The organism is Chamaesiphon sp. VAR_48_metabat_135_sub (assembly GCF_031418915.1).
Classification (GTDB): Bacteria; Cyanobacteriota; Cyanobacteriia; order Cyanobacteriales; family Chamaesiphonaceae; genus Chamaesiphon.
Map to the genome: position 1 here is coordinate 65,401 of NZ_JANOJV010000144.1, position 25,039 is coordinate 90,439.

The 25,039-nt window shown below is 45.5% G+C and carries 25 protein-coding genes; 13 read left to right on the plus strand and 12 right to left on the minus strand.

Features of this window, described 5'->3' with window-relative positions:
• Positions 1-6 precede the first annotated feature (6 nt).
• The 4 genes from larB to RMO55_RS10270 all read left to right on the plus strand — a co-directional run bounded on the left by larB (position 7) and on the right by RMO55_RS10270 (position 5,281).
• Positions 7-786 carry a nickel pincer cofactor biosynthesis protein LarB gene (gene larB / locus RMO55_RS10255; RefSeq protein ID WP_310426268.1) on the plus strand — a complete coding sequence of 260 codons (780 nt, stop codon included), beginning with the start codon at positions 7-9 and terminating at the stop codon, positions 784-786.
• A gap of 302 nt (positions 787-1,088) precedes the next feature.
• Positions 1,089-1,772 carry a DUF3038 domain-containing protein gene (locus RMO55_RS10260; RefSeq protein WP_310426270.1) on the plus strand — a complete coding sequence of 228 codons (684 nt, stop codon included), beginning with the start codon at positions 1,089-1,091 and terminating at the stop codon, positions 1,770-1,772.
• Between the two features lie 190 nt (positions 1,773-1,962).
• The gene (locus RMO55_RS10265; RefSeq protein ID WP_310426271.1) at positions 1,963-4,356 is read left to right on the plus strand and encodes a DUF4335 domain-containing protein; all 2,394 of its coding nucleotides are present in this window, start codon (positions 1,963-1,965) and stop codon (positions 4,354-4,356) included.
• A 61-nt stretch (positions 4,357-4,417) separates the two neighbouring features.
• A complete protein-coding gene (locus tag RMO55_RS10270; protein ID WP_310426272.1) occupies positions 4,418-5,281 on the plus strand; it encodes a tetratricopeptide repeat protein in 864 nt (287 codons plus the stop codon).
• An 85-nt stretch (positions 5,282-5,366) separates the two neighbouring features.
• Here the strand turns inward: RMO55_RS10270 and RMO55_RS10275 are convergent, their stop codons facing one another.
• Together RMO55_RS10275 and RMO55_RS10280 are read right to left on the minus strand one after the other, a co-directional pair.
• Positions 5,367-5,837, minus strand: coding sequence for a hypothetical protein (locus RMO55_RS10275; RefSeq protein WP_310426274.1), 471 nt, complete (start codon positions 5,835-5,837; stop codon positions 5,367-5,369).
• Between the two features lie 119 nt (positions 5,838-5,956).
• On the minus strand, positions 5,957-6,310 hold the full coding sequence (locus RMO55_RS10280; RefSeq protein WP_310426276.1) for a phage holin family protein: 354 nt from the start codon (positions 6,308-6,310) through the stop codon (positions 5,957-5,959).
• A gap of 258 nt (positions 6,311-6,568) precedes the next feature.
• On the opposite strand from RMO55_RS10280, the gene cbiT reads away from it, so the two are divergent.
• Together cbiT and RMO55_RS10290 are read left to right on the plus strand one after the other, a co-directional pair.
• Positions 6,569-7,171 carry a precorrin-6Y C5,15-methyltransferase subunit CbiT gene (gene cbiT, locus RMO55_RS10285; protein WP_396134253.1) on the plus strand — a complete coding sequence of 201 codons (603 nt, stop codon included), beginning with the start codon at positions 6,569-6,571 and terminating at the stop codon, positions 7,169-7,171.
• 264 nt (positions 7,172-7,435) lie between these two features.
• A complete protein-coding gene (locus tag RMO55_RS10290) occupies positions 7,436-8,308 on the plus strand; it encodes a phosphatidate cytidylyltransferase (protein WP_310426279.1) in 873 nt (290 codons plus the stop codon).
• Between the two features lie 84 nt (positions 8,309-8,392).
• Here RMO55_RS10290 and RMO55_RS10295 read toward each other — a convergent pair whose 3' ends face one another.
• Both RMO55_RS10295 and RMO55_RS10300 read right to left on the minus strand, forming a co-directional pair.
• The gene (locus RMO55_RS10295) at positions 8,393-8,953 is read right to left on the minus strand and encodes a hypothetical protein (protein ID WP_310426281.1); all 561 of its coding nucleotides are present in this window, start codon (positions 8,951-8,953) and stop codon (positions 8,393-8,395) included.
• A gap of 214 nt (positions 8,954-9,167) precedes the next feature.
• Positions 9,168-10,202, minus strand: coding sequence for a PRC-barrel domain-containing protein (locus RMO55_RS10300; RefSeq protein ID WP_310426282.1), 1,035 nt, complete (start codon positions 10,200-10,202; stop codon positions 9,168-9,170).
• Positions 10,203-10,431: 229 nt separating this feature from the next.
• On the opposite strand from RMO55_RS10300, the gene RMO55_RS10305 reads away from it, so the two are divergent.
• A complete protein-coding gene (locus RMO55_RS10305) occupies positions 10,432-10,599 on the plus strand; it encodes a type II toxin-antitoxin system HicB family antitoxin (RefSeq protein WP_310426284.1) in 168 nt (55 codons plus the stop codon).
• A gap of 6 nt (positions 10,600-10,605) precedes the next feature.
• Here the strand turns inward: RMO55_RS10305 and RMO55_RS10310 are convergent, their stop codons facing one another.
• Both RMO55_RS10310 and RMO55_RS10315 read right to left on the minus strand, forming a co-directional pair.
• A complete protein-coding gene (locus tag RMO55_RS10310) occupies positions 10,606-12,453 on the minus strand; it encodes an alkaline phosphatase (RefSeq protein ID WP_310426286.1) in 1,848 nt (615 codons plus the stop codon).
• 42 nt (positions 12,454-12,495) lie between these two features.
• Positions 12,496-13,908 (minus strand): serine/threonine-protein kinase, encoded by a 1,413-nt coding sequence (locus RMO55_RS10315; protein WP_310426287.1) that lies wholly within the window; start codon positions 13,906-13,908, stop codon positions 12,496-12,498.
• A 167-nt stretch (positions 13,909-14,075) separates the two neighbouring features.
• On the opposite strand from RMO55_RS10315, the gene pheT reads away from it, so the two are divergent.
• The 3 genes from pheT (at position 14,076) to RMO55_RS10330 (ending at position 18,901) form a co-directional block, all read left to right on the plus strand.
• Positions 14,076-16,544, plus strand: a complete 2,469-nt coding sequence (gene pheT / locus RMO55_RS10320) for a phenylalanine--tRNA ligase subunit beta (protein WP_310426288.1) — start codon at positions 14,076-14,078, stop codon at positions 16,542-16,544.
• 177 nt (positions 16,545-16,721) lie between these two features.
• Positions 16,722-17,573 carry a ribosome biogenesis GTPase YlqF gene (gene ylqF, locus RMO55_RS10325; protein WP_310426290.1) on the plus strand — a complete coding sequence of 284 codons (852 nt, stop codon included), beginning with the start codon at positions 16,722-16,724 and terminating at the stop codon, positions 17,571-17,573.
• A gap of 206 nt (positions 17,574-17,779) precedes the next feature.
• A complete protein-coding gene (locus RMO55_RS10330) occupies positions 17,780-18,901 on the plus strand; it encodes a glycosyltransferase family 4 protein (protein WP_310426291.1) in 1,122 nt (373 codons plus the stop codon).
• Between the two features lie 128 nt (positions 18,902-19,029).
• Here the strand turns inward: RMO55_RS10330 and brxD are convergent, their stop codons facing one another.
• Entirely contained in the window at positions 19,030-20,349 is a 1,320-nt protein-coding gene (gene brxD, locus RMO55_RS10335) for a BREX system ATP-binding protein BrxD (protein ID WP_310426292.1), read from the minus strand.
• Between the two features lie 229 nt (positions 20,350-20,578).
• On the opposite strand from brxD, the gene RMO55_RS10340 reads away from it, so the two are divergent.
• The gene (locus tag RMO55_RS10340) at positions 20,579-21,130 is read left to right on the plus strand and encodes a hypothetical protein (protein WP_310426293.1); all 552 of its coding nucleotides are present in this window, start codon (positions 20,579-20,581) and stop codon (positions 21,128-21,130) included.
• A 41-nt stretch (positions 21,131-21,171) separates the two neighbouring features.
• Here the strand turns inward: RMO55_RS10340 and RMO55_RS10345 are convergent, their stop codons facing one another.
• Genes RMO55_RS10345 through RMO55_RS10355 form a run of 3 tightly spaced genes read right to left on the minus strand, consistent with a single transcriptional unit; the run spans position 21,172 to position 22,677 of the window.
• Positions 21,172-21,429, minus strand: coding sequence for a BrnA antitoxin family protein (locus tag RMO55_RS10345; protein WP_310426295.1), 258 nt, complete (start codon positions 21,427-21,429; stop codon positions 21,172-21,174).
• An 18-nt stretch (positions 21,430-21,447) separates the two neighbouring features.
• A complete protein-coding gene (locus RMO55_RS10350) occupies positions 21,448-21,699 on the minus strand; it encodes a BrnT family toxin (RefSeq protein ID WP_310426296.1) in 252 nt (83 codons plus the stop codon).
• Positions 21,700-21,753: 54 nt separating this feature from the next.
• Positions 21,754-22,677 carry an isoaspartyl peptidase/L-asparaginase family protein gene (locus RMO55_RS10355; RefSeq protein ID WP_310426298.1) on the minus strand — a complete coding sequence of 308 codons (924 nt, stop codon included), beginning with the start codon at positions 22,675-22,677 and terminating at the stop codon, positions 21,754-21,756.
• Positions 22,678-22,746: 69 nt separating this feature from the next.
• Between RMO55_RS10355 and RMO55_RS10360 the strand changes: the two genes are divergently transcribed.
• On the plus strand, positions 22,747-23,001 hold the full coding sequence (locus tag RMO55_RS10360) for a type II toxin-antitoxin system prevent-host-death family antitoxin (RefSeq protein WP_310426300.1): 255 nt from the start codon (positions 22,747-22,749) through the stop codon (positions 22,999-23,001).
• Complete coding sequence (locus RMO55_RS10365) at positions 22,994-23,260, plus strand: Txe/YoeB family addiction module toxin (RefSeq protein ID WP_310426302.1); 267 nt, start codon at positions 22,994-22,996, stop codon at positions 23,258-23,260. Before RMO55_RS10360 ends, RMO55_RS10365 begins: the two co-directional genes overlap by 8 nt.
• A gap of 37 nt (positions 23,261-23,297) precedes the next feature.
• Here the strand turns inward: RMO55_RS10365 and RMO55_RS10370 are convergent, their stop codons facing one another.
• Together RMO55_RS10370 and RMO55_RS10375 are read right to left on the minus strand one after the other, a co-directional pair.
• Entirely contained in the window at positions 23,298-24,389 is a 1,092-nt protein-coding gene (locus RMO55_RS10370) for a hypothetical protein (RefSeq protein ID WP_310426303.1), read from the minus strand.
• 76 nt (positions 24,390-24,465) lie between these two features.
• Positions 24,466-25,035 (minus strand): Uma2 family endonuclease, encoded by a 570-nt coding sequence (locus RMO55_RS10375; protein WP_310426305.1) that lies wholly within the window; start codon positions 25,033-25,035, stop codon positions 24,466-24,468.
• Positions 25,036-25,039 lie beyond the last annotated feature (4 nt).

Below are 25,039 nucleotides of genomic sequence, written 5' to 3' on the forward strand. Positions count from 1 at the left end.
TAGATTATGTCAGAATCGCTTCAAGCTATACTTACAGCCGTTGCTGCTGGAGAAATTACACCCGATCGAGCATTGCTCAAATTACAATCACAAGGATACGAATCGATCGACGAATTTGCCAAGATCGATCGATCTCGTCAACAGCGCACTGGTTTTCCTGAAGTGATTTGGGGCTTGGGTAAAACACCCGCCCAAATCGCGAGCATCATCCAAGTCATGCGCCAACAACAGTCGGTAGTGATGGCGACAAGGATTACCCCCGCCGTCTATGCTGAACTCCACCAACAGATCCCCGATCTTGTCTATTACCAAATGGCGCAAATTTGCGCTCTCACACCACTGCAACCCACGCCGATACATTTGGGCAGAATTACCATTCTCACCGCAGGTACGGCCGATTTACCCGTGGCAGAGGAGGCGGCTTGTACAGCTACTCTCTGTGGTTTTGAAGTCGAGAAGTTATGGGATGTCGGCGTAGCTGGCATTCATCGGCTATTGAGCAATCACCATGTTATCGACAATGCGGATGTCTTAATTGTTGTTGCAGGCATGGAAGGAGCTTTAGCAAGTGTCGTCGCTGGTTTAGCCGATTGTCCGGTCATTGCCGTGCCCACGAGTATCGGTTATGGAGCTAGTTTTGGTGGCATTGCTCCATTATTGACGATGCTCAATTCCTGTGCCGCTGGAGTCGGAGTCGTCAATATCGACAACGGTTTCGGCGCAGCCATTTTAGCCTGTCAAATCCTCCGCACAGCTACCAAAATCACAACTCGTTCAAATTCTTAATTCTTCACATGACGGAACGAAGGGATGATTTTCGGCGTTACTGGATCAGGATGCAAAGCATCCTGATCCGATTCGGTACTTCCGCGAAAAATTAGCATTTCCGAATCCCAAATCCCGATCGACTAATTATCTCAGTATACCCGCCCGAAAGAGTGTCAATTATTGCTAACTAATGGCATTATTCACAAGGTTTTCGCTTATGGTACAATGATTCATATCACACACAAAATTTAACTAACCTTAATACTACGTAGTCAGTAGACTAAACTTGCCGTTGTCTCAATGGCCACAATCTCGAAACATTGACAGTTTCAAATGCTTCAGTATTAGCAACTGGAAACTCCCAGTTGCTGACCTTGTTTACTGCTGCGACTGATGTTCTCGACTTATTTAATCCTATGTTTTCTATCCAAATGATGCCTGCATCAACCCCCAAGTTGGATGATTTATCACTCAAATCAAAGCCCGACTTATCCCAACTGAATCAGATTAGTACAAAGCTAGATTTGGTGATGATTGCACTAGCAGCACTCACTCGCATCGATCGGATGGCAATGAAGCAAATCGCTCAAGATTTGCAATTAGAGACAATTGTCGTTGATTGGCTCGAGGAATGGCCGCTGGATCGAGCTACATCAATTACACAACTCGATGTCGAACAGATTCGATCGATAGTATTGATTGCCAGTCATGTGGCTCAATCGCGTCAGACCCTAGTACGTCAAACTATCAATGATTGGCAACAAATCGTCCAATCAGACCGACTACCACTACAATCGCCATCATTGGCAGATTATATCGGCAATTTTATTACAATATATCAAACTCGCCTTGGTAGGGAAACTAGTCAATCCTTTGAAGCACTCTCAGAAGCTGCCCTGACCTTACTGGTCGAACTATTGTTCTATGGTAGTCCCAACGGACATCAAAGATTGTGGGGAGCTATCCTACAACGGTCTCAAGTCGTTACCCCCAATTCGATTTAAATTAGGGGTAAGTGTTTCGCCAAACGCCAAGCCACTTGTTTGGAGCCTCTTGCATCAGAAGAAATAGAGATCGGAGCCAGGGGTTGTCAGAGCATAGACTAAAATCCCCGTCCGAACGCACATTCTGCAGCTAGAGATCGAAAAATAAACCCCAAATACTTTATTAAATTAATATATTCTCGAAAAACAGATGGAATCTAATAACTTAACAACACGCACATATACAGCACCGACTTGCACTTTAATTGTTGCCAGCAAAGACAAACAACAATCGCGCCTTAATCCACGGCATCAAACTAATCCCGTCGATTTTATCCTGCATCTAGACGATCCAGATCGCAGCGAACTAGTGGATTGCATTACCTTGCAGGGAGAACCCCCTCAATTAGATTGTCTGCAACAGGCAGTTAGCAAATATATTGCCGAACTAGTCGCCAAATTCCCCCTGCCAACCGCACCAAATAACTCTACATTATCAGAACCAGCACAACCCCAGGCAGCAGAACTGGATGATGCGTCGATCAGCAACCAGCTCTATCCTAATCGCGAGATTCCATCAACTCGATCGGGACTAATGAAAAATTTACCCGGATTGCGAAATAGTGTGCCGCAATCGATCCCAGGCAGCAACACAACGCCGCAACCCAATCCTGGTGCAAAGCCCAGTATCTCGGCGTTTTTCCTGGGTCGCTGGAATAAGCATAAAGACACCGATCGAGAAGTTGGGCAGCAGAATTTAACGGTTAGCACAACTGTGCCCAACCTACTGGCAACGCCCGCAGCAGTAAGCGATCGCTCGCCCACAACACCATATCTGACTGGTAGCGAGAGATCCCTCGATCACCACCTCCATTTAGGCAATTTAGCAACGATCGCCTCTGGTGAAGTGCTGACCCTGTCTGCAATCCAACTGTTCGACCTCGCCACGGTATTAGATGAATATGTATCAGGGACTGTAGCTGCCCCCGCGAAAGTTCAACAACACGTTACTCTCAACAAATCGAGCATCCCAGCTAATAGCAATCGCACCGCTCCGGTAGAAGTCACCGCCACCCCCCTCTCACAGTTGCCCAATTTACCCAGAATACCTGCAACATCAACCAACAGCCAAGTTTATTATCAAACTCGTAGTTCCCGATCGTCATCATTTATCTCTGCCATCCCTTGGGCGGTAGCAGCAGCGGTTACGGTGGGCGTGCCATTGTTATTACTCGATCCCAACCCCAATCCTGTCAAAGATATCGCCAGCAAGGTGAAAATACCCGATGGAGCCAAAAAATCTGTAACAGCACTACTGCCAAAAGAGCAGGCATCTAAACCCGATCGAGCCAGTAATACTCCTGCTACTTGGCCTACTTCGCCGATTGCTAGCGTTCCCAGCCCCACTCTCCCTGCACCTTGGCAAGCGCAACCAGTTAAACCGCCAGTTACCCCCCAAACCTCAGACACGGGGGTTCAAACACCTCAGCTTGGGAGCAAAATTGGGATTGCCCCATTACCCGCAGCGATTGTTGGTACTCCCAGCGGAAATCTTCCCACCACAAACATTTCGACAGGTGGAAATGCCAAACCAGGGTTAGTATCTAGCATTTTGCCCCGCAATGGTGCTCAATCTGGAGTCGCACCCAACCCCCTCAACTCCAGTGCCTCGCCATCAGTGCTTCAGGGGATCGACAGTATGACTGGATTACCCACAGATCGAGCCACCTCTACGACGATCCCTAAATCTATTACTGCCGCGCCCACTAGCAAATACCCGCTCCCCTCTACCACCGCGCCACGCGGACAACTCTCGACTGGCGTTGGTGTTTCGCAACAAGAGAAGCTGCGCCGCACAGGAGCAGCAAAAGCGAATCCCAAAGGCAAGTCAACGATCGATGAATCAAATCTGATTCCGAGCAGCTCCCCCATCAATCCTGGCACGATCTCGATCTCCAGACAGCCGATCTTAACACCACCAGCAGATCTACCCGCAATTCCCATGAATGCACCCAGTATTCAAAAAATGCCGTTGAATCCGATCGGGATTGATGGATCGAGTCGGGTAAGAGTTACCAAGCCAAAGGCCAAACCAACCGCAGTAGCGAGCAAACCCAAGCCCAAACCAGTCGTCAGACCAACTGGCATTCAAGCCACCCCACAGCCAGCCTTTGAGCCATTCACTCCAGTCCCAAGAAATCCCAATCTAATTAACCCCGAAGAAATTACGCCAGAGGCAGCCCAGCCTCAAAATCCCCCAGTCATTCCCAACCAACCCTTACAATCTAATAATGGTGCGGGTTTTGGTGCCGATCCTGCCGATAGCCCCTCACTTCAGGAAACCAAACGCTACTTCCAAGGTAAATGGAAAGCGAATCCCACTCAACCCAATTCTTTGCAATATGTAGTCCAAGTTAACGGTAAAAGCGGTACCGTGCGGAGTGTCAGCCCTCAAGGTGAAGCTGCCACTAACTATCTCCAGCAAACTAAATTTATTAAACCTGGACAAAAGCTGATTTCGCCAGCAGCCGCCGGAACTAGCGACCAAAAGATTCGGGTTCTACTCGAACCCGATGGAAATGTCGATACTTTTTCCGAACCATAGGATTAAGTGTAATTAAGATTGACAAGACTAATTAGTCCATTATTATTGTAGAGATCGGGTTGTGTTAAATCGTCATCGTTGGGTACTTAATTTAGTTGTAGCTGTGTCTCTGGTCGCCCTAACTGGGTTCTCGCTGTTTCCACTGGTCAATTTGGTGTTGGATGGTGGTGCAGCAGTAGCCACCGAACCAAATCATCTTTCTACTGCGCAAACTAGTCAAATTCAAGCGCAGGTACAAGGCTATACTCAGGTATTGCAAAAAGAGCCAGAAAACCAAGTTGCGCTCAAGGGTTTATTGAATGCTCGATTGCAATTGGGCGATATCAAAGGAAGTTTGTTACCACTCGAAAAAATCGCCGCACTCAATCCCCAGACTCCCGACTATACCGTGCTGTTGGGGCAAACCAAGCAGTATTTAGGCGATCGAGAGGGTGCAACAGCTAGTTATCGAATTGTCTTAGCCATTCAGCCGCAGAATATTAATGCTCTCCAGGGGCTAGTGAGTTTATTAATCGATGCCAAGCGTCCAGAAGCAGCAATTGGTGCCGTCCAAGCAGCTTTAAGGTCGAATCCAGCAGGGATGGATGCCACACCATTCAAACTGCTGTTGGCGCAAATTTATCTCACCCAACAACGCAATGCTGATGCACTAGCAATCTATGATGCCTCGATCGAGGCGAGTAAAGAGGATTTTCGTCCAGTATTGGCTAAAGCATTGGTATTCAAACAGATGGGTAATCTCACTGGAGCCGCTTCGCTACTAACTGCGGCGGTAGATCTCGCGCCTGCGGAGTATAAGGATCAAATTAAGCAATTGGCTCAAGCGACCCAACCGCCAAAGGTGCAGATTTCACCAAATCTTAATGCGCCCTTTCCGGCTACTGCGCCGATTAAGTCTTCAACGGCACCAACGGTGGTGAAATAGTCAGCAGTTAAGATTAGTTGTAGGCAATTTCAACTTCGCAGGGTAGGGGTAATTCTTGAATTACCCCTACCCTGCGAAGTTCAGTTTAGCCGCGATACCTACAAGATTTCACACCAGTAGGTTTATTGATGAAACTATCAATCTTCCAGACTCGTTCGCCTTTTTTGACAGTGCTAGCAATCACCGTTGGTAATTGTCTAGATTTAGGCATTTGGATACCTTGGATTTCCACTGAGTCGCGCACTTGAATGTTGAGACGAAGCTGCTTTAGATACTGACTCGATCCTAAATAAATGGAATTTTCTTCCCCAGTTGCCGTTTTCACCCGCAACCATGTAGCTAGTTCTTTCTGAACAATCTGCTGATTTTTGCCATGCTCGATCGCCACTACTCGACCTCGAATCGTCGTCATCGTCTGCGGATTGTCGATCGGACGCATGACGATCTCTCTAGACCAACAACCACCTTTAGGTGTCGGAGCTTCAGCTCTCACTACGGTTGGAAATAAACAACCGATTGAGACAACTACCAGCATTGCGACCTTAATTTGTTTCATATTCCCAGCCTTGGATAGTAAATCGATTGGTTCCCAATAACTACAGGCTAGATTGCAACTCCCATCTCTATTAAAACAGATAAATTTGGGAAACTTGTGAAGATGTTAATTTTTAGTAGTTAATTAAAGACCCAGTGTAACAATGTCGAAACAATCGATAAGATAATCGAACCGACAATCGTTGGTGCGATGCCATTAATCTGAAATCCAGGAATATACCACGAGACAAATGCCAAACACAAAGCATTTATACCTAGTGATGATAGTCCCAATGTCAGTAGTGTTAACGGAAAAGTTAGTATTTTCAGAACTGGACGCACGGTACTATTAATCAATCCTAGGGTTAACGCCGCAATCATTGCCGTCACAAAATCGCGAACCCGAAAATCTCCCGGCAAAATTTGGTCGATAATTCGCTGCGTAATTAAGAAGGCGATCGCATTGAGAACCCAGTTAATCAGTAATTTGGGCATAGTAGCTAGTAGCAACACTAATGGGGGTTATCTTAATTTTAATATGCAGTGGTGATGGGGTAGATACCATCGCCGATCTAGGGACAAAATTCGGGAGTTTCCATATCATTAGAGGTTTGCCAAATGATGTATTGTATTGTCTCACTCAGACGGTTGGGAAACAAAGGCGGGAGTGCGCCACTGGTGTAAGATGTGAATAAGCAAAAATCAAAGCTTTGTAGATATCTTCAGGTATCCATACCCCACAAACACCTCAAAATTATGTCCGAACTGTGGAAATATGTATCGCCAGGGATTCCCGATGAATTATTTGAAAGGTTGCCAGGGATTCCGATGAGTCAGCGAGAGATTCGACTACTGCTGATTTCTGCTTTGAGATTGGAAGCAAATTCAATCGTGTGGGATATTGGTGCGGGAACGGGGACAATTCCAGTAGAAATTGGGTTACTATGCCCTCAAGGACAAATTATCGCGATCGAGCGCGATGAGGAAGTGGCAAATCTGATTCAACTTAACTGCGATCGATTTGAAGTCAAGAATGTTCAAATCGTCACTGGTAGCGCACCACAATGTCTCAAACAAATTACAGTACGACCCCAACGAGTATGCATTGAAGGCGGTCGATCTCTCAAATCTATTTTGCAACAAGTTTGGGAATACTTACCAATAACTGGAAGAATTGTTGTGACAGCCGCCAGTCTAGAAGCTCTCTACGAAGTGTCCGAAAGTTTTACTCAGCTCCAAGCGCGGAATGTAGAAGTTGTGCAAGCCGCTGTCAATCGACTTGAAACCAGAGGAAATAGCCGTCGTCTCGCCGCCGTCGATCCGATGTTTATTCTTAGTGCAGAGAAGTTGGAGTAATTAGACGGAGGAAATGGGAAAATTTTGGATTTTGGATTTTGCGGCTCGCGCACGCCTTTGTTCCCCGACGGTTTAGCGGCGTTTTTATTCGGGGGGAACCCCCGAATAAAAAAACGACAAGACAGCGAGACAAGACAGGATTTTGGATTGAAATAGTCTCCTTTCCCCTTTCCCCTTTCCCCTTTCCCCTTTCCTCACACCCCTTTCCCCTTTCCCCTTTCCCCTTTCCTCACACCCCCACACCCCCAAATCCCAACTCCCGAAATGTCATTAACCCGCGTCATTAGTAGCCTCGTAGCAGGTGCTGTAGCTATATGTATGTTATTGCTAGGTGGCTGGTACTTTACGATCGGGATGTGTATTATTGTCTATCTAGGTCAGAGCGAGTACTTTAGACTAGTCCAGGCGAAAGGCATCGAACCAGCCACCAAAATTACGCTCGTCGTCAGTCAAATTCTGCTGCTAGTGGGGGCAACTGGCTCTAATATCGACGATGCACTGTTTCCCGTCGCAGGTACCCTAATTTGCTTTTACCTGCTGTTCCTGCCCAAAATAGCCTCGATCGCGGATATTTCTACTTCCCTGTTCGGACTTTTTTACAGTGGTTATTTACCTAGCTACTGGATTCGGTTGCGAGTAGGATTAGATCCACTGACAGCACATTCATTTCCATTTAGCACTGATTGGGCTGGGTTCCTGACAAATTTCGATCTGAGTATTCTCCCGCGTGCTTTCACGATTACTTTACTCTCATTTCTGTGCATTGCGGCAGCAGATATTGGAGCTTATTTGTTTGGCAAATGGTTGGGGCGCACGCGGTTGTCCGAAATTAGCCCCAATAAAACGGTGGAAGGGGCGATATTTGGAATTTTGGGGAGTGTTTCGGTGAGTTTGACTGGTGCGTGGGCATTACACTGGCATCATTGGTACATCGGTGGTGTAGCCTTAGGGAGTCTGATTGGGATGACTAGTCTGTTGGGCGATTTGACAGAATCTGTGATGAAGCGCGATGCGGGGGTGAAGGATTCGGGTGACTTGATTCCTGGGCATGGTGGTATGCTCGATCGAACCGATAGTTATATCTTCACCGCACCGCTCGTTTACTATTTTGTCACATTAGTTCTACCGCTGATTTAGAGGGTTGAGGGTAGGGAGTAGGGATAATTCGGACGCAAGCGTCCTTTTCTTGTTGGTACCCTCTACCCTCTACCCTCCACCCTCTCACTCCTGATGCCACAGTCTTTCTAGTTGATATTGCCAAGCTGTCATCATCTCTGTGCGGATATCTTCTGTCGCGCCTAAATCGCCTAAAATGCCCTCTGCATAAAACCTGTCGAGTGTTTGCATTGTTTGGGCGAGAGTATCCCCCCGTTGTTTGGCGATATTGACGATCGCTTTAACCTGTTTGGTGGCAAAATCTTGAAAGGCTCGATCGATCCCAATTCTTTTTAGGTCGATCGATCGGTCGATCGCTGTATTAAAATCTTCCGTAGTTAGTCCAGCTACGCTATGTTGCCACACCCCCCAGAGAACCCCCTGATTCATGGCGTAACGGGTCTCTAAGGTGACATCAAAGTTGGCAGAGAGGAATTCCTCAACAAAGGTCATTGCCTCTGCTGCTGGGGCGATTGGTACCAACATCCGAATCCAAGATTGTTGAGCTGAAAGAATAATTAACAGCCGATAATCTGGCGTTTCCACCTGATAGGAATCGGTATCGACAATTTTTATAGTGGTACCAAAACGGTTGCTAAGAAATGATTGAATATCTTCAGGTGTCACAGAATTATTTTATTTGGGTAAAGGTTAAGGGGGAAAGGTTAAAGGGGTAACGCCAAGTACCGTCGAAGCGTTATTGACGAACTCAGGTTAAATAGCATCCAGAAATAGGAAGCTTTTGTTCGTAAGAAAGTTCAAAGCATTCAGGCTTTGTTTCCTTTACCCCTTAACCTTTACCCTTTCCCCCAATATCACAATTAACGCAAGTTGAGTAATTTTAATGTTGCTCTTCTTCCTGATACTCGACTTGCTTAACAGTTTGGGGAATATCTACTTTTTGGGGAGGTTCGGGGATATTTAGTTTTTGAGGCTGATAGGAAGGCGATTGAGTGTCGTCACCCCACATGTCTTCATCGAGAGTGAGGATATCTTCTTCCTCTTTTTCTGATAGTTTCGCAGGTGTGGAGATCGGCGTGTAGGCGACATCCTGATAAACTTTGGCGGTGCTGGTTTGCTCGCGGCTGGTGTCATTCCAGTTTTCGCCCTCATCCTCGTCATCGTAATAGAGTGGTTCGGCTTTGAGACGTTGGGGTAAGGGAGCTGCAACTGCTTGAACTTCTTCCCAGTTGTCATCTTCCCAGACAGTTTGTTGGACTGGCGGTGCAGCGCGAACTATTGGTACGGGGGGTGCAATTGGGGTACCCGCTGCTAATTGATTTTCCGGACGGATCACCGCAGGGCGATAGCTGTACTCGTCTTCCCAGGGGGCTTTACCGAGTCCGATGCGTTCGAGGAAGCCGACGGAGAGCTGTTCGAGACGTTCTTCGGAGCCTTCAAAGACAATTAGCCGATTTGGGCCGCTACTGACGACTTCATCGATCGAGAATTCGTAGGTACTAATGACATTATCGGGGATTAGGGGCAATCCGATCGCGGCAATAATAATTGAAGTTAGTTTGCCATCGTCGCAGCTAAATTTAAAGCCCCGAACTTTCCCTAGCATGTCACCAGTTTCGGTGATTACTTCGCAATTGATCAGATTAGTGTAGTTTTCGGGATCGAGATCTTCGATCGCATCATCGTTGGGTACAAGGATTACATCACCCATTTTTTCGATCGAGGTGAGAAACATGTATTTTACCAGTCCCCCAGGCGAAGCCAACCAACCATCGCGCAAGCCTAGCGCAGCTACTTCCCGACTATCGATATCTACGAGCAGCTCTTTGACGATCCCTAGACGTTTACCAGTGTCTTTGGCGATAACTTGAGTATCGATCAGATCGGAGCGTTGACGAATCAGTTCGGATGTCATATTACCAGATTGGATGCGGAGTACGGGGCGCAGGCAGATGGAGATCGATCTAACTATATTTTATCCCGACCAAGGCTCACATCTATTGTACGGTTTTCTCTACCACATGTTATCGATCGACCTTTCAGGGATTATTTTTAAACCACACCAAGATGACTTTAGATTGAGATTAGATTGAGAAGGGAAATAAAATATTGTCAGTCTATTGCTTTTTCTAAATATCTAAACTATGAACTTTAATGTGACAATCGATTCTCGTTACGAGACGCTTTGCGAACGAGATAAAGATGGTGTTTGGATTGTAGAATTTCCGAGTATCCGTGGTTGCGTGAGCCAATGTCAGACAAAGAAAGAAGCTCTCCTCGATCTTCAAGCTGCGATTGCCCTTGACTTTTAAAAAGATTTATCGAGAGCGAGACTGGGAAACTAGTGTTTTGACTGCTGCTAATTGGGTTTGATAGATATGGATTTGGTCGGTTAAACCAGGAATACCAGGAATATCATTATCATAAAGTTTAAATCCTTGCCCGATCGATTTTGTCAGGACATCGGACGCAAAGCCTTGATAATATACTGGTACGGGGCGATTGCTATGATTTCCCCAGCCATATTTACCAGTTTCTGGTAATTCTTTACCCATTACATCTTTGGCAACTACTGGCTGAGAACCCCAGTAATGACCAGCGTCCATTGCTATATTGGCGGCTGTAAGACTCTTGGCACCCTGTTGACGGAGCTTGGTGGGGAAATCGTCATTTAGCGTAAAATAATGGTCGTGGTCAGCGGTGACGATGAGTTGATTCCGGTTCCAACCGCCATGATTTTCAATCCATTTAATCACTGTACCGACGGATCGATCGAAGTCTAGAACGGTACCGATGAGATTATCTAGGTTATTGTCGTGGGCAGACCAATCGATATCGCCGCCTTCAATCATCAGCCAGAACCCATCGGGATCTTTATTCAAGACGGTTAAAGCGGCGGTAGTAAGATCGTTGAGGGTGGGATTTTCATTCGATTCTCGTTGAATAAATTTAGCATTGGTTTCACCCTGGGCGAGGGGACGTTCGGTATCTGGTTTTAAGCCCCGCGTGCTGTGGACTTTAAACAGATCGAAGCCTGTCGTACCGTAGTCGCGATTTGCCGAACTGACGGGGATGTTGCCATTTTGCCCGCGTGCGCCATAAACACCGAGCAATCGTTGTCCGCGATTTGGATCGATTTTGGCGGCGGTTTGGGCCAATGTTTTGGCAGCGTTGGCACCGCGTTCGCGGAAGGTGTATTTATAGATATTACGATCGGGATGGGTTGTAAGTTCGCGATAGGTAGTTTCGCTAATGTAGGTATGGTCTGGTTCTACGCCCGTTGGTAGTGGTTTTTTGATGTTGGAGAGCGGATGTCCGCCGCCGAGCAAGACGGTGGGTTGATAGATCCGCAGTTCTTGCTGGAGAATATTATCGAGGGGAGTTGCATCAGGAGCATTGAGATCGTATTTTGTCCGCCGATTGACATTTGCTGCTGCGGCTCCAGGTGTAGCATGATCGATCGGGACTGAGGTGACTAATCCAGTTGATTTACCCAAGCTGGCTGCAGTTTTGAGGATGGTTGTCAGGGGACGTTCGTAGATGTCTACAGCGATCGCGTTATTGTAACTCTTTACGCCAGTGTAGAGAGTGGTAGCGGTATTGGCAGAGTCGGGATAACTGGCTTTAATATACTCTCGATCGATCCCTGGAGTCCAAGGATTTACACCACCTTTGATGGGATCGTAACCTACTAAATTCCCCACTTTTGGAGCGGTTGAATCGGGACTATTCTTGCCAGCTTGTCCTGGATTAAAGTTAGGGTCAAATTTGAAGTTGGGACGGACTGGGCTAGCTCCAGTAAGCTTGTGAGTGCCATCTAGGGCACTATTATTGCCACTATACTTACCATTACTATCGGCAATCGTCGTACCATAAGTGGTACTGAGAGCGTATTCTGCCAGTGTTTGCATGTTCAATCCAGAACCGCGCCCTCGAACATAAAAATCTTTGAGAGTTTTCCCCGATTTGCCCTTGTCGATTGAATTTTGAATCGCAGCAGCTCTAGCCATTTCCCAACCCATCCCATCACCAATCATCAAAATCGTATTGTGCTGTCGATTGGGTACCGATCTCGATAACACTGGGTTAATCGCAACTGCGATAGAGAGAGTAACTAGAGCTAGGATCGACCATTTATAAGCTGTCCGTTGAAACTGTTTTAACATTGAGTTGTAATAATATTCGGATAAACTTTGGGTCTGGATATTCTATCTATTGCTCTGTTCTAATAATGTGACGGCAAGATCTTGCCATTCTTGCCGGAGTTTGTTATCCTCAGGTCTTGAGCTAAGAGGACGATTATTTAGTTCTGGATGTTTGGCATAAAATGCTCGATCAACTTGACGATAAAATTTTGCTGCGGGGATATTTAGTTGTTTTAATTTTTGATTTAAATCTTGTTGGCGTTGTTGTACTGATGGCTGAGATTTAAGGGGATTGGGAATAGATTTGATGATTCCTGCGGTGGTGTCATTGATTTTATCATTGACCATTTTGAGCGGATCGATAGATTGTACCCATTTGATGATTCCACTAACTGCTAAACAGGTCGCAAAAATCACTGACATTACTTTGGTTACTTGCCAAGCAGGTTTTTTCCATTCATTCGGATCTCTAGTCGGTAATGCTGTTGGTGACGTGGAAACTGGCGGATTTTCTCTTGGGCTAATTTCTAGAGTTTTGAGTTGCGAGATCTGATTTGTATGGGCAATCGGGGTGGCATTTTTTGGTGATGCGGGATAAGGGGAATTAGTTGGCGGATAATGACGATCGGGCAGAACTACTAAAACTTCGGCTACTGATTGATAGCGATGTTGAGGATTGTATTGGAGTAATCGATCGATTATCGCGCCAAATTCGGGACTGAGATTGACATATTTTCGCCATTCCCAAACTGCCTCAGCCGGACTATAAATCTTACTAGCTTCCTTACCTGTTAGTAAGGTAAGTGCAGTTGCAGCCACAGCATAAAGATCGCTTGGTGGCGATACATTTCCTCGAATCATTTGTTCATCTGGTGCATAACCTTGCTTGCCAATTCGAGTAGAAATTTTCGCACTACTATAGCGAGAAACGATCGTAGTTGCAATTTCTTTGACACCACCAAAATCGATTAAAACTGGCAATTTATCGCGATAACGATAGATGATATTATCAGGAGAAATATCTCGATGAATTACGCCAAGTCGGTGGATATAGTCGAGAACTGGTAACAAGTCATGTAAAAGTTCAACTACCTCTCGTTCGCTAAATACTTGCTGTTGTTTTAGCAATTGATTTAACCTGTCGAGATATGTTTCTCCCTCGATATAATCTTGCACTAATAATAGTGATTCATTTCCACCCTTGTTCACACGTAACAATTCTCGAAAAGCTGGAATCTGTGGATGTTTAAGCTTGTATAAAACTCCCGCTTCTCGCTCGAATAATTCCTTCGCTTTGATTAATTCTGCTTGTCCGCGAACTTGGGGTGCAAATTCTTTGAGGACACATTTCTCGTTAAATTTATTGAGATCGATCGCCAAATAACTCCTTCCAAACCCACCGCGTCCCAATTCGCGCACGATCTCATAACGATTACCTAATACATTACCTGGCGTGAGCAAGGATGACTCTATCATAGAAGGGAAGAAGAATTTAGCCTATTAAATTCGATCGCCATGTTTATCGATCGACAGATACACCTTCACACTATTTTAGCTCTAGATCTGACACCAATCCCGATCTGTATGACAATAGATAGGCGCGAGATTCGCTTTTTATGGTTAAAGTAGCTCAATTAAATTAAATGTATATTGCTCTAAATTGGTTAAAAGAACTAGTAGACTGCCACCTAGAGCCGGAAGAGTTGGCAAAAACCCTTACTCTAGCTGGATTTGAAGTTGAATCGATCGAGGATCGCAGTACTTGGGCGGATGGGGTAGTCGTCGGGCGCGTGTTGACGCGGATTCAACATCCCAATGCTGATAAGTTAAGTGTCTGTACCGTCGATGTCGGCTGCGAGGAGCCGTTGCAAATTGTTTGCGGAGCTGCAAACGTTCGCGCGGGGATTCATGTAGCTGTGGCGACTATCGGTACCTATTTACCAAAAATCGATCTCAAAATCAAACCTGCTAAACTGCGGGGTGAAAAATCCGAAGGGATGATTTGTTCGCTGTCGGAAGTAGGATTGAGTAAAGATTCGCCAGGGATTCATATTTTCGGCGAAGCGGAAGATCCCAATACACCAGCGATTGGTACTGACGTTCGATCGATCTTAGGTTTAGATGATGTTATTCTCGATCTATCTTCTACAGCTAATCGCGCCGATGCTTTGAGCATGGTAGGGATTGCGCGAGAAGTCGCCGCGCTGACTGGGGGAGCGTTAAAATTACCCACCGTTGACAAGTCAGCGATTACGCTACAACCGCAATTAAGCGTCAAAGTTAGCGAACCTTTAGCCTGTTCGATTTATGCAGCCACGTTGATTCAAGGTGTCCAAATTGCACCCTCTCCCGAATGGCTCCAACGTCGCTTACAAGCTGCGGGAATTCGCCCAATTAATAACGTGGTGGATGTGACTAATTACATCTTGCTAGAGTGGGGACAACCTTTACACGCCTTCGATGCAGATAAATTGCAAGCGGTGGGTGGAAATGAAACTGTCCAAATGGGCGTGCGCTATGCCGAGAAGCAGGGTGAGAGCCTGAAGACGCTAGACGGACAGGAACGTCAGTTGCAGGCTCTAAACCTCCTAATTACTGCTAACAACACCCCCGTCGCTCTCGCAGGTGTCATGGGTGGCGAAAATACCGAGGTATCTGAAGGTACTCAAAATATCGTCCTGGAAGCTGCAATTTTCGATTCTGTCGCCGTGCGAAAATCGGCGCGGAGTCAAGGCGGAATGCGATCGGAAGCATCAACTCGGTACGAGCGCGGTGTAAACTTAGCCGAACTAGAAACAGCAGCTCATCGGGCGATCGAGCTAATTATCCAACTCGCTGGTGGTAAAATAGTCTGTCAGGATATCAACGATAATCGCCCCGATTTGACGCTCCAACCTCGGACAATTAAACTCCGGTTAGAACGGTTGAATCAAATCTTAGGTCCGATCGATGATGATGGCGAACCTGGGGATATTACGCCCGAAGATGTCGAGCGGACTTTGACAGCTTTGGGCTGTACATTAACAATCACTGAAGGCGATGCCGAAGAAACTGTCTGGAACGTCATCGTACCGCCTTATCGTTACCGCGATTTAGAACGAGAAATAGACTTGATTGAAGAAGTCGCCAGACTGTATGGTTACGATCGATTCATGGATACCCTCCCGTCAGAATCAGCAGCAGGTTTTCTCTCCCTCGACGAGGAATTATTACGTCAAATTCGCGCCGCTTTTCGCGCTGTCGGTTTAAATGAAGTCGTTCAATATTCTTATGCCATTGAGAAACTAAATAACGGCTCCCAAGTAGAAATTGTTAACCCGATGTTTACCGAATATTCTACCTTGCGATCGGAATTAATCTCTGGTTTAATTCAAAGTTTCCAGACCAATCTCGCCCAAGGAAACGGCGCACTTCAAGGCTTTGAAATCAGTAAAATATTCGGACGCGACGAAACCGGATTAACCGAAACCGACGTATTAGCTGGCATCATCGGCGGCGATCCTGGTGTCGGACGCTGGACGACTGGCGGTAAGCCTCAACCCCTCACCTGGTATGAAGCTAAGGGGATGCTAGAAAGCGTCTGTAGCAGCCTAAAAATACCCGTTGAGTATCAAGCAGATCGATCGGATGAAAAGCTCCACCCAGGGCGGACAGCCTCTTTGTGGTTGCAGGGACAAAAGCTGGGTTACTTTGGACAATTACACCCCCAACTCCGTCAGGAAAAAGATCTCCCTGCAGCGGTATATGTGTTCCAACTCAATTTAGATCCAATTCTCAATTATCTCGCAGCAGAAGAACGATTAGTCCCAGTATTTAAAACCTATTCTAGCTATCCTCCATCCGATCGAGATATTGCGTTCTTTGCACCTGTAGATCTATCATTAGCAGATATTCAGCGATCGATTACCAAGGCTGGCGGCGAACTATTAGAAGAAGTAGAAGTCTTCGATGAATATCGCGGTACTAACGTCCCAGATGGACAACGGAGTCTCGCAATTCGGTTGATTTATCGCGCACTAGATCGAACTTTAACAGATACAGATGTAGAACCATTGCAACAGAAAGTCCGCGATGTTTTAGTCGATAAATTTCGGGTGACTCTACGGAGTTAATTGAGGTATCCCCGCTGGTTAGTCACTGGCGGGGATATTTTCGATGATATGTCTCCGAATACCCCATCCGATTACTAGAGCGGCGACTCACTATTTAGTTGGGGATGAGATCGCGATCGACTGATAAGTTTGAGCCTAGCGGTTAAACTGGTAACTGCTAACTGCTAACCGTTTATCATGCCCATACCTGCAATTCAGTGGTATCCAGGACACATTGCCAAAGCCGAGCGTCAACTTCAAGAGCAGCTCAAAAAAGTTGATGTTGTGCTCGAAGTGCGAGATGCGCGGATTCCTTTTGCCACATATCACCCGCTGCTAGCGACGTGGATTGGGAATAAACACAAAATACTAGTGCTCAATCGAGTAGATATGATCCCGCCAACAGTCAAAGAATTGTGGACGGAATGGTTTCTATCCCAGGGCGAACAACCTTTTTTTGCCAACGCTCAACAGGGGACTGGAGTTGTCGCGATCTCAAAAGCCGCTCAGTCAGTCGGTGTCGCCATCAACGCCAAACGCAAAGAACGGGGAATGCTACCCCGTCCAGTTCGAGCTGTCGTAATTGGTTTTCCCAATGTGGGTAAATCAGCTCTGATCAATCGGTTGGTAAATAAGCGGGTAGTCGAAAGTGCCAGACGCGCTGGGGTAACTAGATCTCTCCGGTGGGTAAGGATTTCCGACCAATTAGAGTTATTAGACGCACCAGGGATTATTCCTGGACGTTTGAGCGACCAATCGGCAGCGGTAAAGCTGGCAATCTGCGATGATATTGGCGAGGCTGCATACGACAGGCAAGGGATGGCAGCAGCCTTTATCGAGCTATGTCAGGAGTTGGGTTATCTAGATACCTTGAACGCTAGATACGGTTCCGTTCCCACGACGTTGAGCGGAGAAGAATACTTGCATCAACTGGCGAACGAAAAATATCGAGGCGATCTCGAACGGACATCCCATCTGATTCTCAATGATTTTCGGACTGGAGTATTGGGCAATATTCCGCTCGAATTACCAACCAAGTCTAAATCCTAATTATTAATCGCCACGTTTCTGGTACAGAATCTTCTCTACCTAACTATGACAGAAAATAAGCTGTCATATAGTCCCTAGCTCTCTAGTAGACTTTACTGGTATATTAAGAAATACTAATCGCTTTCAACACTTAGGCTCTGCTCAGTACAAGCTTTCAACCTATTCAATATCCGATGTTTACTGAATACCGATCGATTTAACGAAAAATGCATATTGCGTGGCTGGGAAAGAAAACGCCTTTTTGTGGCAATGTTACCTATAGTCGAGAAATTACTGGTGCCTTAACTAATCGTGGGCATAAGGTAAGTTTCATGCATTTTGCTGACACCAAGGCGGATGGTGATGAAGTGCCACTACCATTTCTTTACACATCTCAAATTTTTACAATTCCCACAATTAGAGCAAAACGGGTACTCGAAAGATCGCTCCGTCGCCGCAAGCCAGATATCGTTCATGCTTCGCTAAGTTTATCAGCCCTCGATTTTCTCCTGCCGGAAATTTGTCAGGAGCTAGACTTACCACTAATTTCGACATTTCACACGCCCTACGATGCCAAGCGACGAAATGTGACTTCGACTAGTCAATTTTTAGCTTACCAATTATATGCACCATTTTTAGCTAAATACGATCGCACGATTATTTTCTGCGAGGAACAGCAAGACTTATTAGTCAAACTAGGCGTACCACGCAATCGCATCATCGTCATTCCCAATGGTGTTGACAATACAAAATACACCCCAGGTCCTAGCAATATTAAAGCCGAATTTAACGCCAAGCAAATCTACGTTTATCAGGGACGGATTTCGACCGAGAAAAATGTTGAATCCCTACTTAAAGCGTGGAAATATTGCAATATGCGCGATTACGGTTGCAAACTACTATTAGTCGGTGACGGTCCACTCAAGCCGAATCTCGAACCATTTTACGGTCTCGAGCATGGTGTGGTTTGGTTAGGCGCGATTCGGGATGATGCTCGTCGCATCGAAATTCTGCGCGGTGCTGATGTCTTTATTCTCCCTTCTCTAGTGGAAGGTTTATCGCTCTCGCTGCTCGAAGCAATGTCTTGTGGCACAGCTTGTATTGCCACCGACGCAGGCGCGGATGCTTCGGTAATTGCTGACGGTGCTGGAGTTGTTATCAATACCCAAGGTGTCTCTGGACAACTCCGTACTCTACTGCCCATCATCCGCGATCATCATGGATGGCGAGAGATTTTGGGCAAATCTGCCCGTCAGCGGGTGTTGGATCGCTACACCCTGACAGGAAATATCGATCGGATCGAAGACCTCTACGGGGAGATTCTCGCCCCAGTTCGGGCGGCCGGTTAGAATACCACCCAATCAAAACTCTTCTCTTTTAGCAAAGCTGATATCTTCTTTATTTGATAGTAGTTGAAAATATCAATATCATCGCGATCGTAGATCGTATTCATTCTGCCTGATATTTGTAGTTGCAATTAAAACGTCACGGCATATTGTTCTGCGTCGGTGGGTTCTGGTTCAAAATAGGGTAGACCATCCCGAATTCTGGCTTCCTCGGAATTAAGCTCGGTGAATTCATAACCACCATCTGTCATTGGATCGAATTCTGGTTCGGTGGCGGCTAAATCTAAAATATTTACTAATTGGCGCAAGAATTGACGGGGTACTATGCCGACATCGCCGCCAAATCCTTCGCTGACTTTGGCTACTAATAAATCTATAAATTCAGGGGTAACTTTTTTAGTTAATTGTTTACGTTGTTTTGTAGGATATAATTCTCGCAGTTTGAGGGCGACATCTTTTAATCGATCGCGATCGAATGGTGTGAGAACTAGTTGCGGTTGACGGGGATTGGCAAAGTTACCCGTTTTAATTAGTTTTAACCTGTCGTGTAAGGGTGCTAACCCAGCTACGCCGCGATTGGTATCAAAAAATTCGGGAGTACCTGTAAATACCCAGAATAACCCAGGATAGCGATCGGCTGCGTCGCAAATTTGGCGAATTCCATTCAGGGATTTGGCGCGAATATCGGACTTCATTCGCAACATTGTTTCGGCTTCGTCGATGACGATTACTAGCCCCTTGTAGCCCGCTGCCTTAGTGATGGCTAAAATGCCCTGAAGATAGTCCATCGCCTCTTTGGAGCCAATATCGCCCTTAATCCCCGCGATTCTTTTGGAGACTGCAGCGACGTTTTCGCTTCCCGACAACCAAGAGAGGAGTGCGCTGGCTTCGGCGAATTTATTCTGTTGTTTGAGGGCAAACATCGCCCGCAATACCCGCGCCATATCTTCTGGTGCTTTCCCGCCAGTGAGGGAGGCTAAATCTTCTTCCAGCCGCTGCTGTACTTGAGCATCGAACTCTGGAACGTCGGGATTTGCACCACCATCGATCGTCGCATCTTCGATCCGCGCAATCCATCGATCGATGATAAATCCCAACGCGCCTCGATCGCATCGATCGGTTGCCAATTCCTGCACCACTTTGCGATAGACATCATCAAACCGATGAAAGTGTAAATCATTATCCGACACCACAACAAAGCTGGTTGCAAACCCCTGAGCTTGAGCATCGAGCAGTGCTAACCGCGCCATAAAGGTTTTACCACAACCATAGCCACCCCGCAGGAATTTAAACACTCCTTCGTTATTTGCAGCTAGATCTAATTGTCGCCCAATCTCACCCCGCGCGCGATCGATTCCCACTGCAAATGCTTCTAATCCCCGCTCTGGCACTACACCCGATCGTAATCTTTCAAATATATGTTCGATATCGCGCGGGTTAATATTAGTCATTGGGGGTTATGGCTCGTAAGTTTGGATCGTGTGACGATTATATATTATCGATCGACCCCAATACTTCAGACTCTAGTTTCGGGAATAATATATGAAAGATTTTCAAATAGGGATAATATTGTGGATAACGATCTATTCGCAGGTCACTCGATCGAGATATTCATAGAAATAGACCGCAGTTTTAATGAAGCTCATTTGGCTGGTTAACTCTATATATCTAGGTTGAAGGATGAAAAAAAAGCAGCAACCCATTAAAATCGAACCAATCCTGATAGTTCAAACAATCCACTCATATTGGACAAAAGCATCGCGAGGTGCGCCAGGAGCTATTGCACGAAATAGTGTCCCGGAATGTTTTTCTATTCCACTCAAACAAGTCAATATACAAGGTATTCGCGTGCTTTATCATCAAATTGTTTTTAAAGAAGCAACTAATTTTAAAGTACCAGAAGAACAGATCTCGATCGATCCAACAATTCATCCACCGCATAGTTGTATCAAGGTTGAGCGGATAGCCAAAACCATATTTGCTACTTACAAATACCATAGCGGTGGTGGTGCGCCTAATCGTAGCACTTTGAAAGGCATAGTAAAAGCGGATGTAGGTAATTGGGTGCAGATCCGCGAAAATGGAAGATTCTCGGCAGCCTGGGCGGGCGATTGGTGGTATCAAAAAATTGTTGTCAATGCTGGAATATTCGATAATATGAATATTGATAGCGAACATTTTTTGCATACGTCACCAGTTGAAGTATTTAGTGCAATGGCAGACTTGTGGTGATACTTAATTAAGTAGTAAAGGTATTAAAATCAATGGAAAGATTACTTCCCCACCCGTTCTAGCTCTTCGCGCAAGACTCTTCGCAACGTCGTTTCTAACGGCTCATGTTGTTGTTGAATGTGTTGGCACAATGCCTCATTAATTAAACTTTGATAGTTACCTCCTCCCGCTGCATGAACTTGCGCTCGAAACCAATCGAGGACTTCATCATCTAACCGAATTGTGATGCGAGTCTTCCCTGCTGGAATCGGATCGATCGCGCCCCGTTTCCCCTGACTAAAATCATATTCTGCGTCCATTATTTACCCCTGTTCATATTACTTTCGTTCTGAGCGAGTTGCTGTTCGAGCGGAAATTAACCGAATCTCATTGCCTCGCAATGCATACACCACCACGAGAACTCGACCAAACGCATCGATACCAATGGTGATGAATCGCTCTTCCTCAAATCGCTCATCATTAACGGTGGTTGACAAGTCATCTGAAAATACTGATACGGCATCAGCGAAATCGATACCATGTTTGTTGAGGTTGCTAGCCGCTTTGTTTTTGTCCCACTGGTATGCCATGCCTTTATTGTATGCATATTAGTACACAACAGCAGAACAAATTGAGGAGATCGATTACCCCAGTTTACAATGAGCTTCTCCCCCCAGTTCGATCCAACCGCGAATCAGCCCAGAGGTGGACTGAGCCGCAGCACAGCGTCCGGTATGGTCGATCGCGATTACTCCACCTTCGCCATTCACCTTGGCGACCAAATAGTCAATTCCCGCCTGGGTTGCAGCCGCCGCATCCATGCCCCTGAACTGGACAAAATCGGAAATAGTCTTCGCTAGCACCGTGCGTAAGAATTGTTCGCCATAGCCCGTCGCAGACACCGCACAAGTCTCATTATCGGCAAATACTCCCGCCCCGACGATGGGTGTATCACCAACCCGTCCCCAGCGTTTATTCACCAATCCACCTGTAGATGTCGCCGCTGCGAGATTGCCGTGAATATCTCGCGCTACAGCTCCAATGGTACCCAGCTTTTGGGCTGGTTTAATTCGCTCGTGATCTAGTGTCATTCTCCCTGCTACCTGCGCTTCGGCTAATTGCTTAATTCGCGCCTCGGTAATAAAGTAATCGTCAGGGTAAGTCTCGATCTGACAGAATTTAGCAAACTCCAACGCGCCGTCTCCCATTAGCAGGACATGTTCGCCATGTTCTAGCACCCGTCGCGCGAGGGAAATCGGATTTTTGATATTGCGAAGACAAGCCACCGCGCCCGCTTGAAGGTTGCGTCCGTCCATCAGGGCAGCATCCATTTCTACTTTACCCTCAGCATTTAACACCGAGCCGCAGCCAGCATTGTACAACCTGTCGTCTTCGAGCAGACTAGCGCAATATTCTACTACGTCTAAGGCACTGTTACCGCGTTCTAAACGTTGACGACCCTGTTCTAAGATGGCGATGATACTCTGTCTAAAGGCTGATTCGCTGGCTTCGTACTTCAGATCTTCGAGAGCACCAGCACCACCATGAATCATTAGGGAATAAGACATAAATTAGGAGATAGTGAATAGATCGAGTGTTATCCGCTATACTTGTACGAATAGTTGTACGAGTATAGCATGAAAGTTGTCTCCTTCAGTGAAGCCAGAAATAGCCTCAAGGCGGTTCTAGATCGAGTGGTTGCAGATGCAGATTATACGATTGTGACTAGACGCGATGCTGATGACGTGGTGGTGATGTCGCTAGAGTCTTTTAATAGTTTGATGGAAACAGTTTATTTATTAAAGTCTCCAGCAAATGCTGCTCATTTGGATCGATCGATCTCCCAGTTTAAGCAAGGAAAAGCAGTAGTGCGAGATTTGCTAGATGACTAGAAAAATGGCTTGGACAGATGAGGTTTGGGATAGTTATATTTATTGGCAAGGGCAAGATAAAAAGACGCTCAAAAGAATTAATAAACTAATCGAAGCGACGATGCGCGAACCATTTGAGGGTATTGGTAAACCCGAACCTTTACGCGAGAATTTAACGGGGTTTTGGTCGCGGCGAATTGATGAAACAAATCGGTTAGTTTATGCAGTTGAAGATGAGTATTTGACCATTATTTCTTGCCGATATCACTACATATACTAGGGAATTAGTCCCCTATCTTGAAAAGGTAGTTGCGACTTCAGTCGCTGGAACTGTAGCTATTAAAAAAATTCATCATTTCCATTGATGTTTTCGACAATAGTTCTAGCCCATCTATACTACCAAATAGACCGATCTTTTTCTCGATCGTAGATCGAATAATGAGTGGTAGATCCATGAAATTAAAATGACTGGCTGACTGGAATGAGCGTTGATGTAAATTTACCTTGGTTGCAAGCTGTTCTCTCTGAATTTTATCTTTAGCGACGATTATCTCGATTCTACTTTGAGATTTTTTATCTTTGGGACTATACTTCTCCCAGTTAGAACTAATTAGTAATAACTCCTTGTTTGCATAATTTGTATTAGCTGGATTTACAAAGATTCCATCAAGATTAACACCCTTAGCAATTCGATCGTCTTTTCCACAGGCAACAAAACTTGCTGCGCCACCAATTGAATGTCCAACCGCAAATATTTTAGAATTAATTTTCTGATGCCACAGTGAATTAGCAGTATTATTTGCATTGATGATTGCATCTAAAACTTTAGATATATTATCGGCCTGTTCTACTACCAGATCGCTAAATAACGATTTGGGTTGCTCATATTCAGCGAACACTGACTCTACATCGATCGGATTGAATCCTACTTGCGATCCATCTACAAGGAGAGTCACTGCGCTCGTACCAGGATGATTAATTCCAATCACAATAAAGCCATGACTGGCAAATTCCAAGGCATAAAAAGTATTGAGGAAGTTTATCGATTGAAAACCAGGCGAAAAGAGAACAATAGGACAGCCATCTTGATATTGAATCGGCGTTGCGTTGATGAATGAGGGAGTTGTAATGTGACTTATATAAAGCTTGATAATACTCTTGAGCAAGGGATTAATTATAGCTAAAGTTCGATCAATCTTATCTATATAAGGACTGTGAATACCCTGATTATCGCTAGTTGGATACCAAATTTTTGCAATTATCCCCGCTCGATCTGGCGCATCCCAAATAAAATCGGATACACCAACTCGCCACTGTCCTGATGGTTGTGGAAATGGACGAGCCTTAATTAGCCAGTAAGGTAGAAGGAAAATACCGATCGCACAAAGAATAAGAAAAAGTATCGCCATAATTATTTAACAAGATCGAGAATTTCAGCTATTGCAGCAGTACATCTGCGGTGATTTTTAAACCTCCTCTCCTAGCTCACTCAAAAATAATTCCCTCATAGACATCCTCAATTGAGAAGGTTAAATCAACAGATTTTAATTCGACTAAATCCCCTGCTTGGTAGTTGATAATCTGCCAGTTGTTGCCATCATTCTTACGAAACATTTCAATCGATACCGAATCCGCATCAACCAATACATATTCTTGTAAGACTGGATTCTGCCGATACATCCTGAATTTATTACCTCGGTCATAAGCTTCTGTGCTAGGAGATAAAACCTCAATAATTAAGCAGGGATAAGTAATATATTGAGTAGTTGCTTTATCTCTCTCATTACAGGTAACACTAAGATCTGGATAGACATAATTAGTCGATTCGACAATATTAACTCTAAGGTCAGAATTAAATGTCTTGCAGCCACTTCCTCGTAGATGAGATTTAAGCAATATCAAGAAATTTCCTGCGACATCACTATGGTTTTTAGTTCCACCACTCATTGCATAAACTTCACCATTGATATATTCATGACGATCTAATTGTTGTTCCTCCCAGGCAAAATATTCTTCAGGCGTAAATCTTGGAAAATTTTCTCTTACAGCAACCATCTTT

Coding starts and splice junctions, on each gene's coding strand:
- ylqF (WP_310426290.1), top strand. CDS start 16,722: ATGCCCATACCTGCAATTCAGTGGTATCCAGGACACATTGCCAAAGCC.
- larB (WP_310426268.1), top strand. CDS start 7: ATGTCAGAATCGCTTCAAGCTATACTTACAGCCGTTGCTGCTGGAGAA.
- RMO55_RS10330 (WP_310426291.1), top strand. CDS start 17,780: ATGCATATTGCGTGGCTGGGAAAGAAAACGCCTTTTTGTGGCAATGTT.
- RMO55_RS10290 (WP_310426279.1), top strand. CDS start 7,436: ATGTCATTAACCCGCGTCATTAGTAGCCTCGTAGCAGGTGCTGTAGCT.
- RMO55_RS10340 (WP_310426293.1), top strand. CDS start 20,579: ATGAAAAAAAAGCAGCAACCCATTAAAATCGAACCAATCCTGATAGTT.
- RMO55_RS10360 (WP_310426300.1), top strand. CDS start 22,747: ATGAAAGTTGTCTCCTTCAGTGAAGCCAGAAATAGCCTCAAGGCGGTT.
- RMO55_RS10265 (WP_310426271.1), top strand. CDS start 1,963: ATGGAATCTAATAACTTAACAACACGCACATATACAGCACCGACTTGC.
- pheT (WP_310426288.1), top strand. CDS start 14,076: ATGTATATTGCTCTAAATTGGTTAAAAGAACTAGTAGACTGCCACCTA.
- RMO55_RS10315 (WP_310426287.1), bottom strand. CDS start 13,908: ATGATAGAGTCATCCTTGCTCACGCCAGGTAATGTATTAGGTAATCGT.
- RMO55_RS10305 (WP_310426284.1), top strand. CDS start 10,432: ATGAACTTTAATGTGACAATCGATTCTCGTTACGAGACGCTTTGCGAA.
- RMO55_RS10365 (WP_310426302.1), top strand. CDS start 22,994: ATGACTAGAAAAATGGCTTGGACAGATGAGGTTTGGGATAGTTATATT.
- RMO55_RS10375 (WP_310426305.1), bottom strand. CDS start 25,035: ATGGTTGCTGTAAGAGAAAATTTTCCAAGATTTACGCCTGAAGAATAT.
- RMO55_RS10275 (WP_310426274.1), bottom strand. CDS start 5,837: ATGAAACAAATTAAGGTCGCAATGCTGGTAGTTGTCTCAATCGGTTGT.
- RMO55_RS10280 (WP_310426276.1), bottom strand. CDS start 6,310: ATGCCCAAATTACTGATTAACTGGGTTCTCAATGCGATCGCCTTCTTA.
- RMO55_RS10370 (WP_310426303.1), bottom strand. CDS start 24,389: ATGGCGATACTTTTTCTTATTCTTTGTGCGATCGGTATTTTCCTTCTA.
- RMO55_RS10300 (WP_310426282.1), bottom strand. CDS start 10,202: ATGACATCCGAACTGATTCGTCAACGCTCCGATCTGATCGATACTCAA.
- RMO55_RS10355 (WP_310426298.1), bottom strand. CDS start 22,677: ATGTCTTATTCCCTAATGATTCATGGTGGTGCTGGTGCTCTCGAAGAT.
- RMO55_RS10310 (WP_310426286.1), bottom strand. CDS start 12,453: ATGTTAAAACAGTTTCAACGGACAGCTTATAAATGGTCGATCCTAGCT.
- RMO55_RS10345 (WP_310426295.1), bottom strand. CDS start 21,429: ATGGACGCAGAATATGATTTTAGTCAGGGGAAACGGGGCGCGATCGAT.
- brxD (WP_310426292.1), bottom strand. CDS start 20,349: ATGACTAATATTAACCCGCGCGATATCGAACATATATTTGAAAGATTA.
- RMO55_RS10350 (WP_310426296.1), bottom strand. CDS start 21,699: ATGGCATACCAGTGGGACAAAAACAAAGCGGCTAGCAACCTCAACAAA.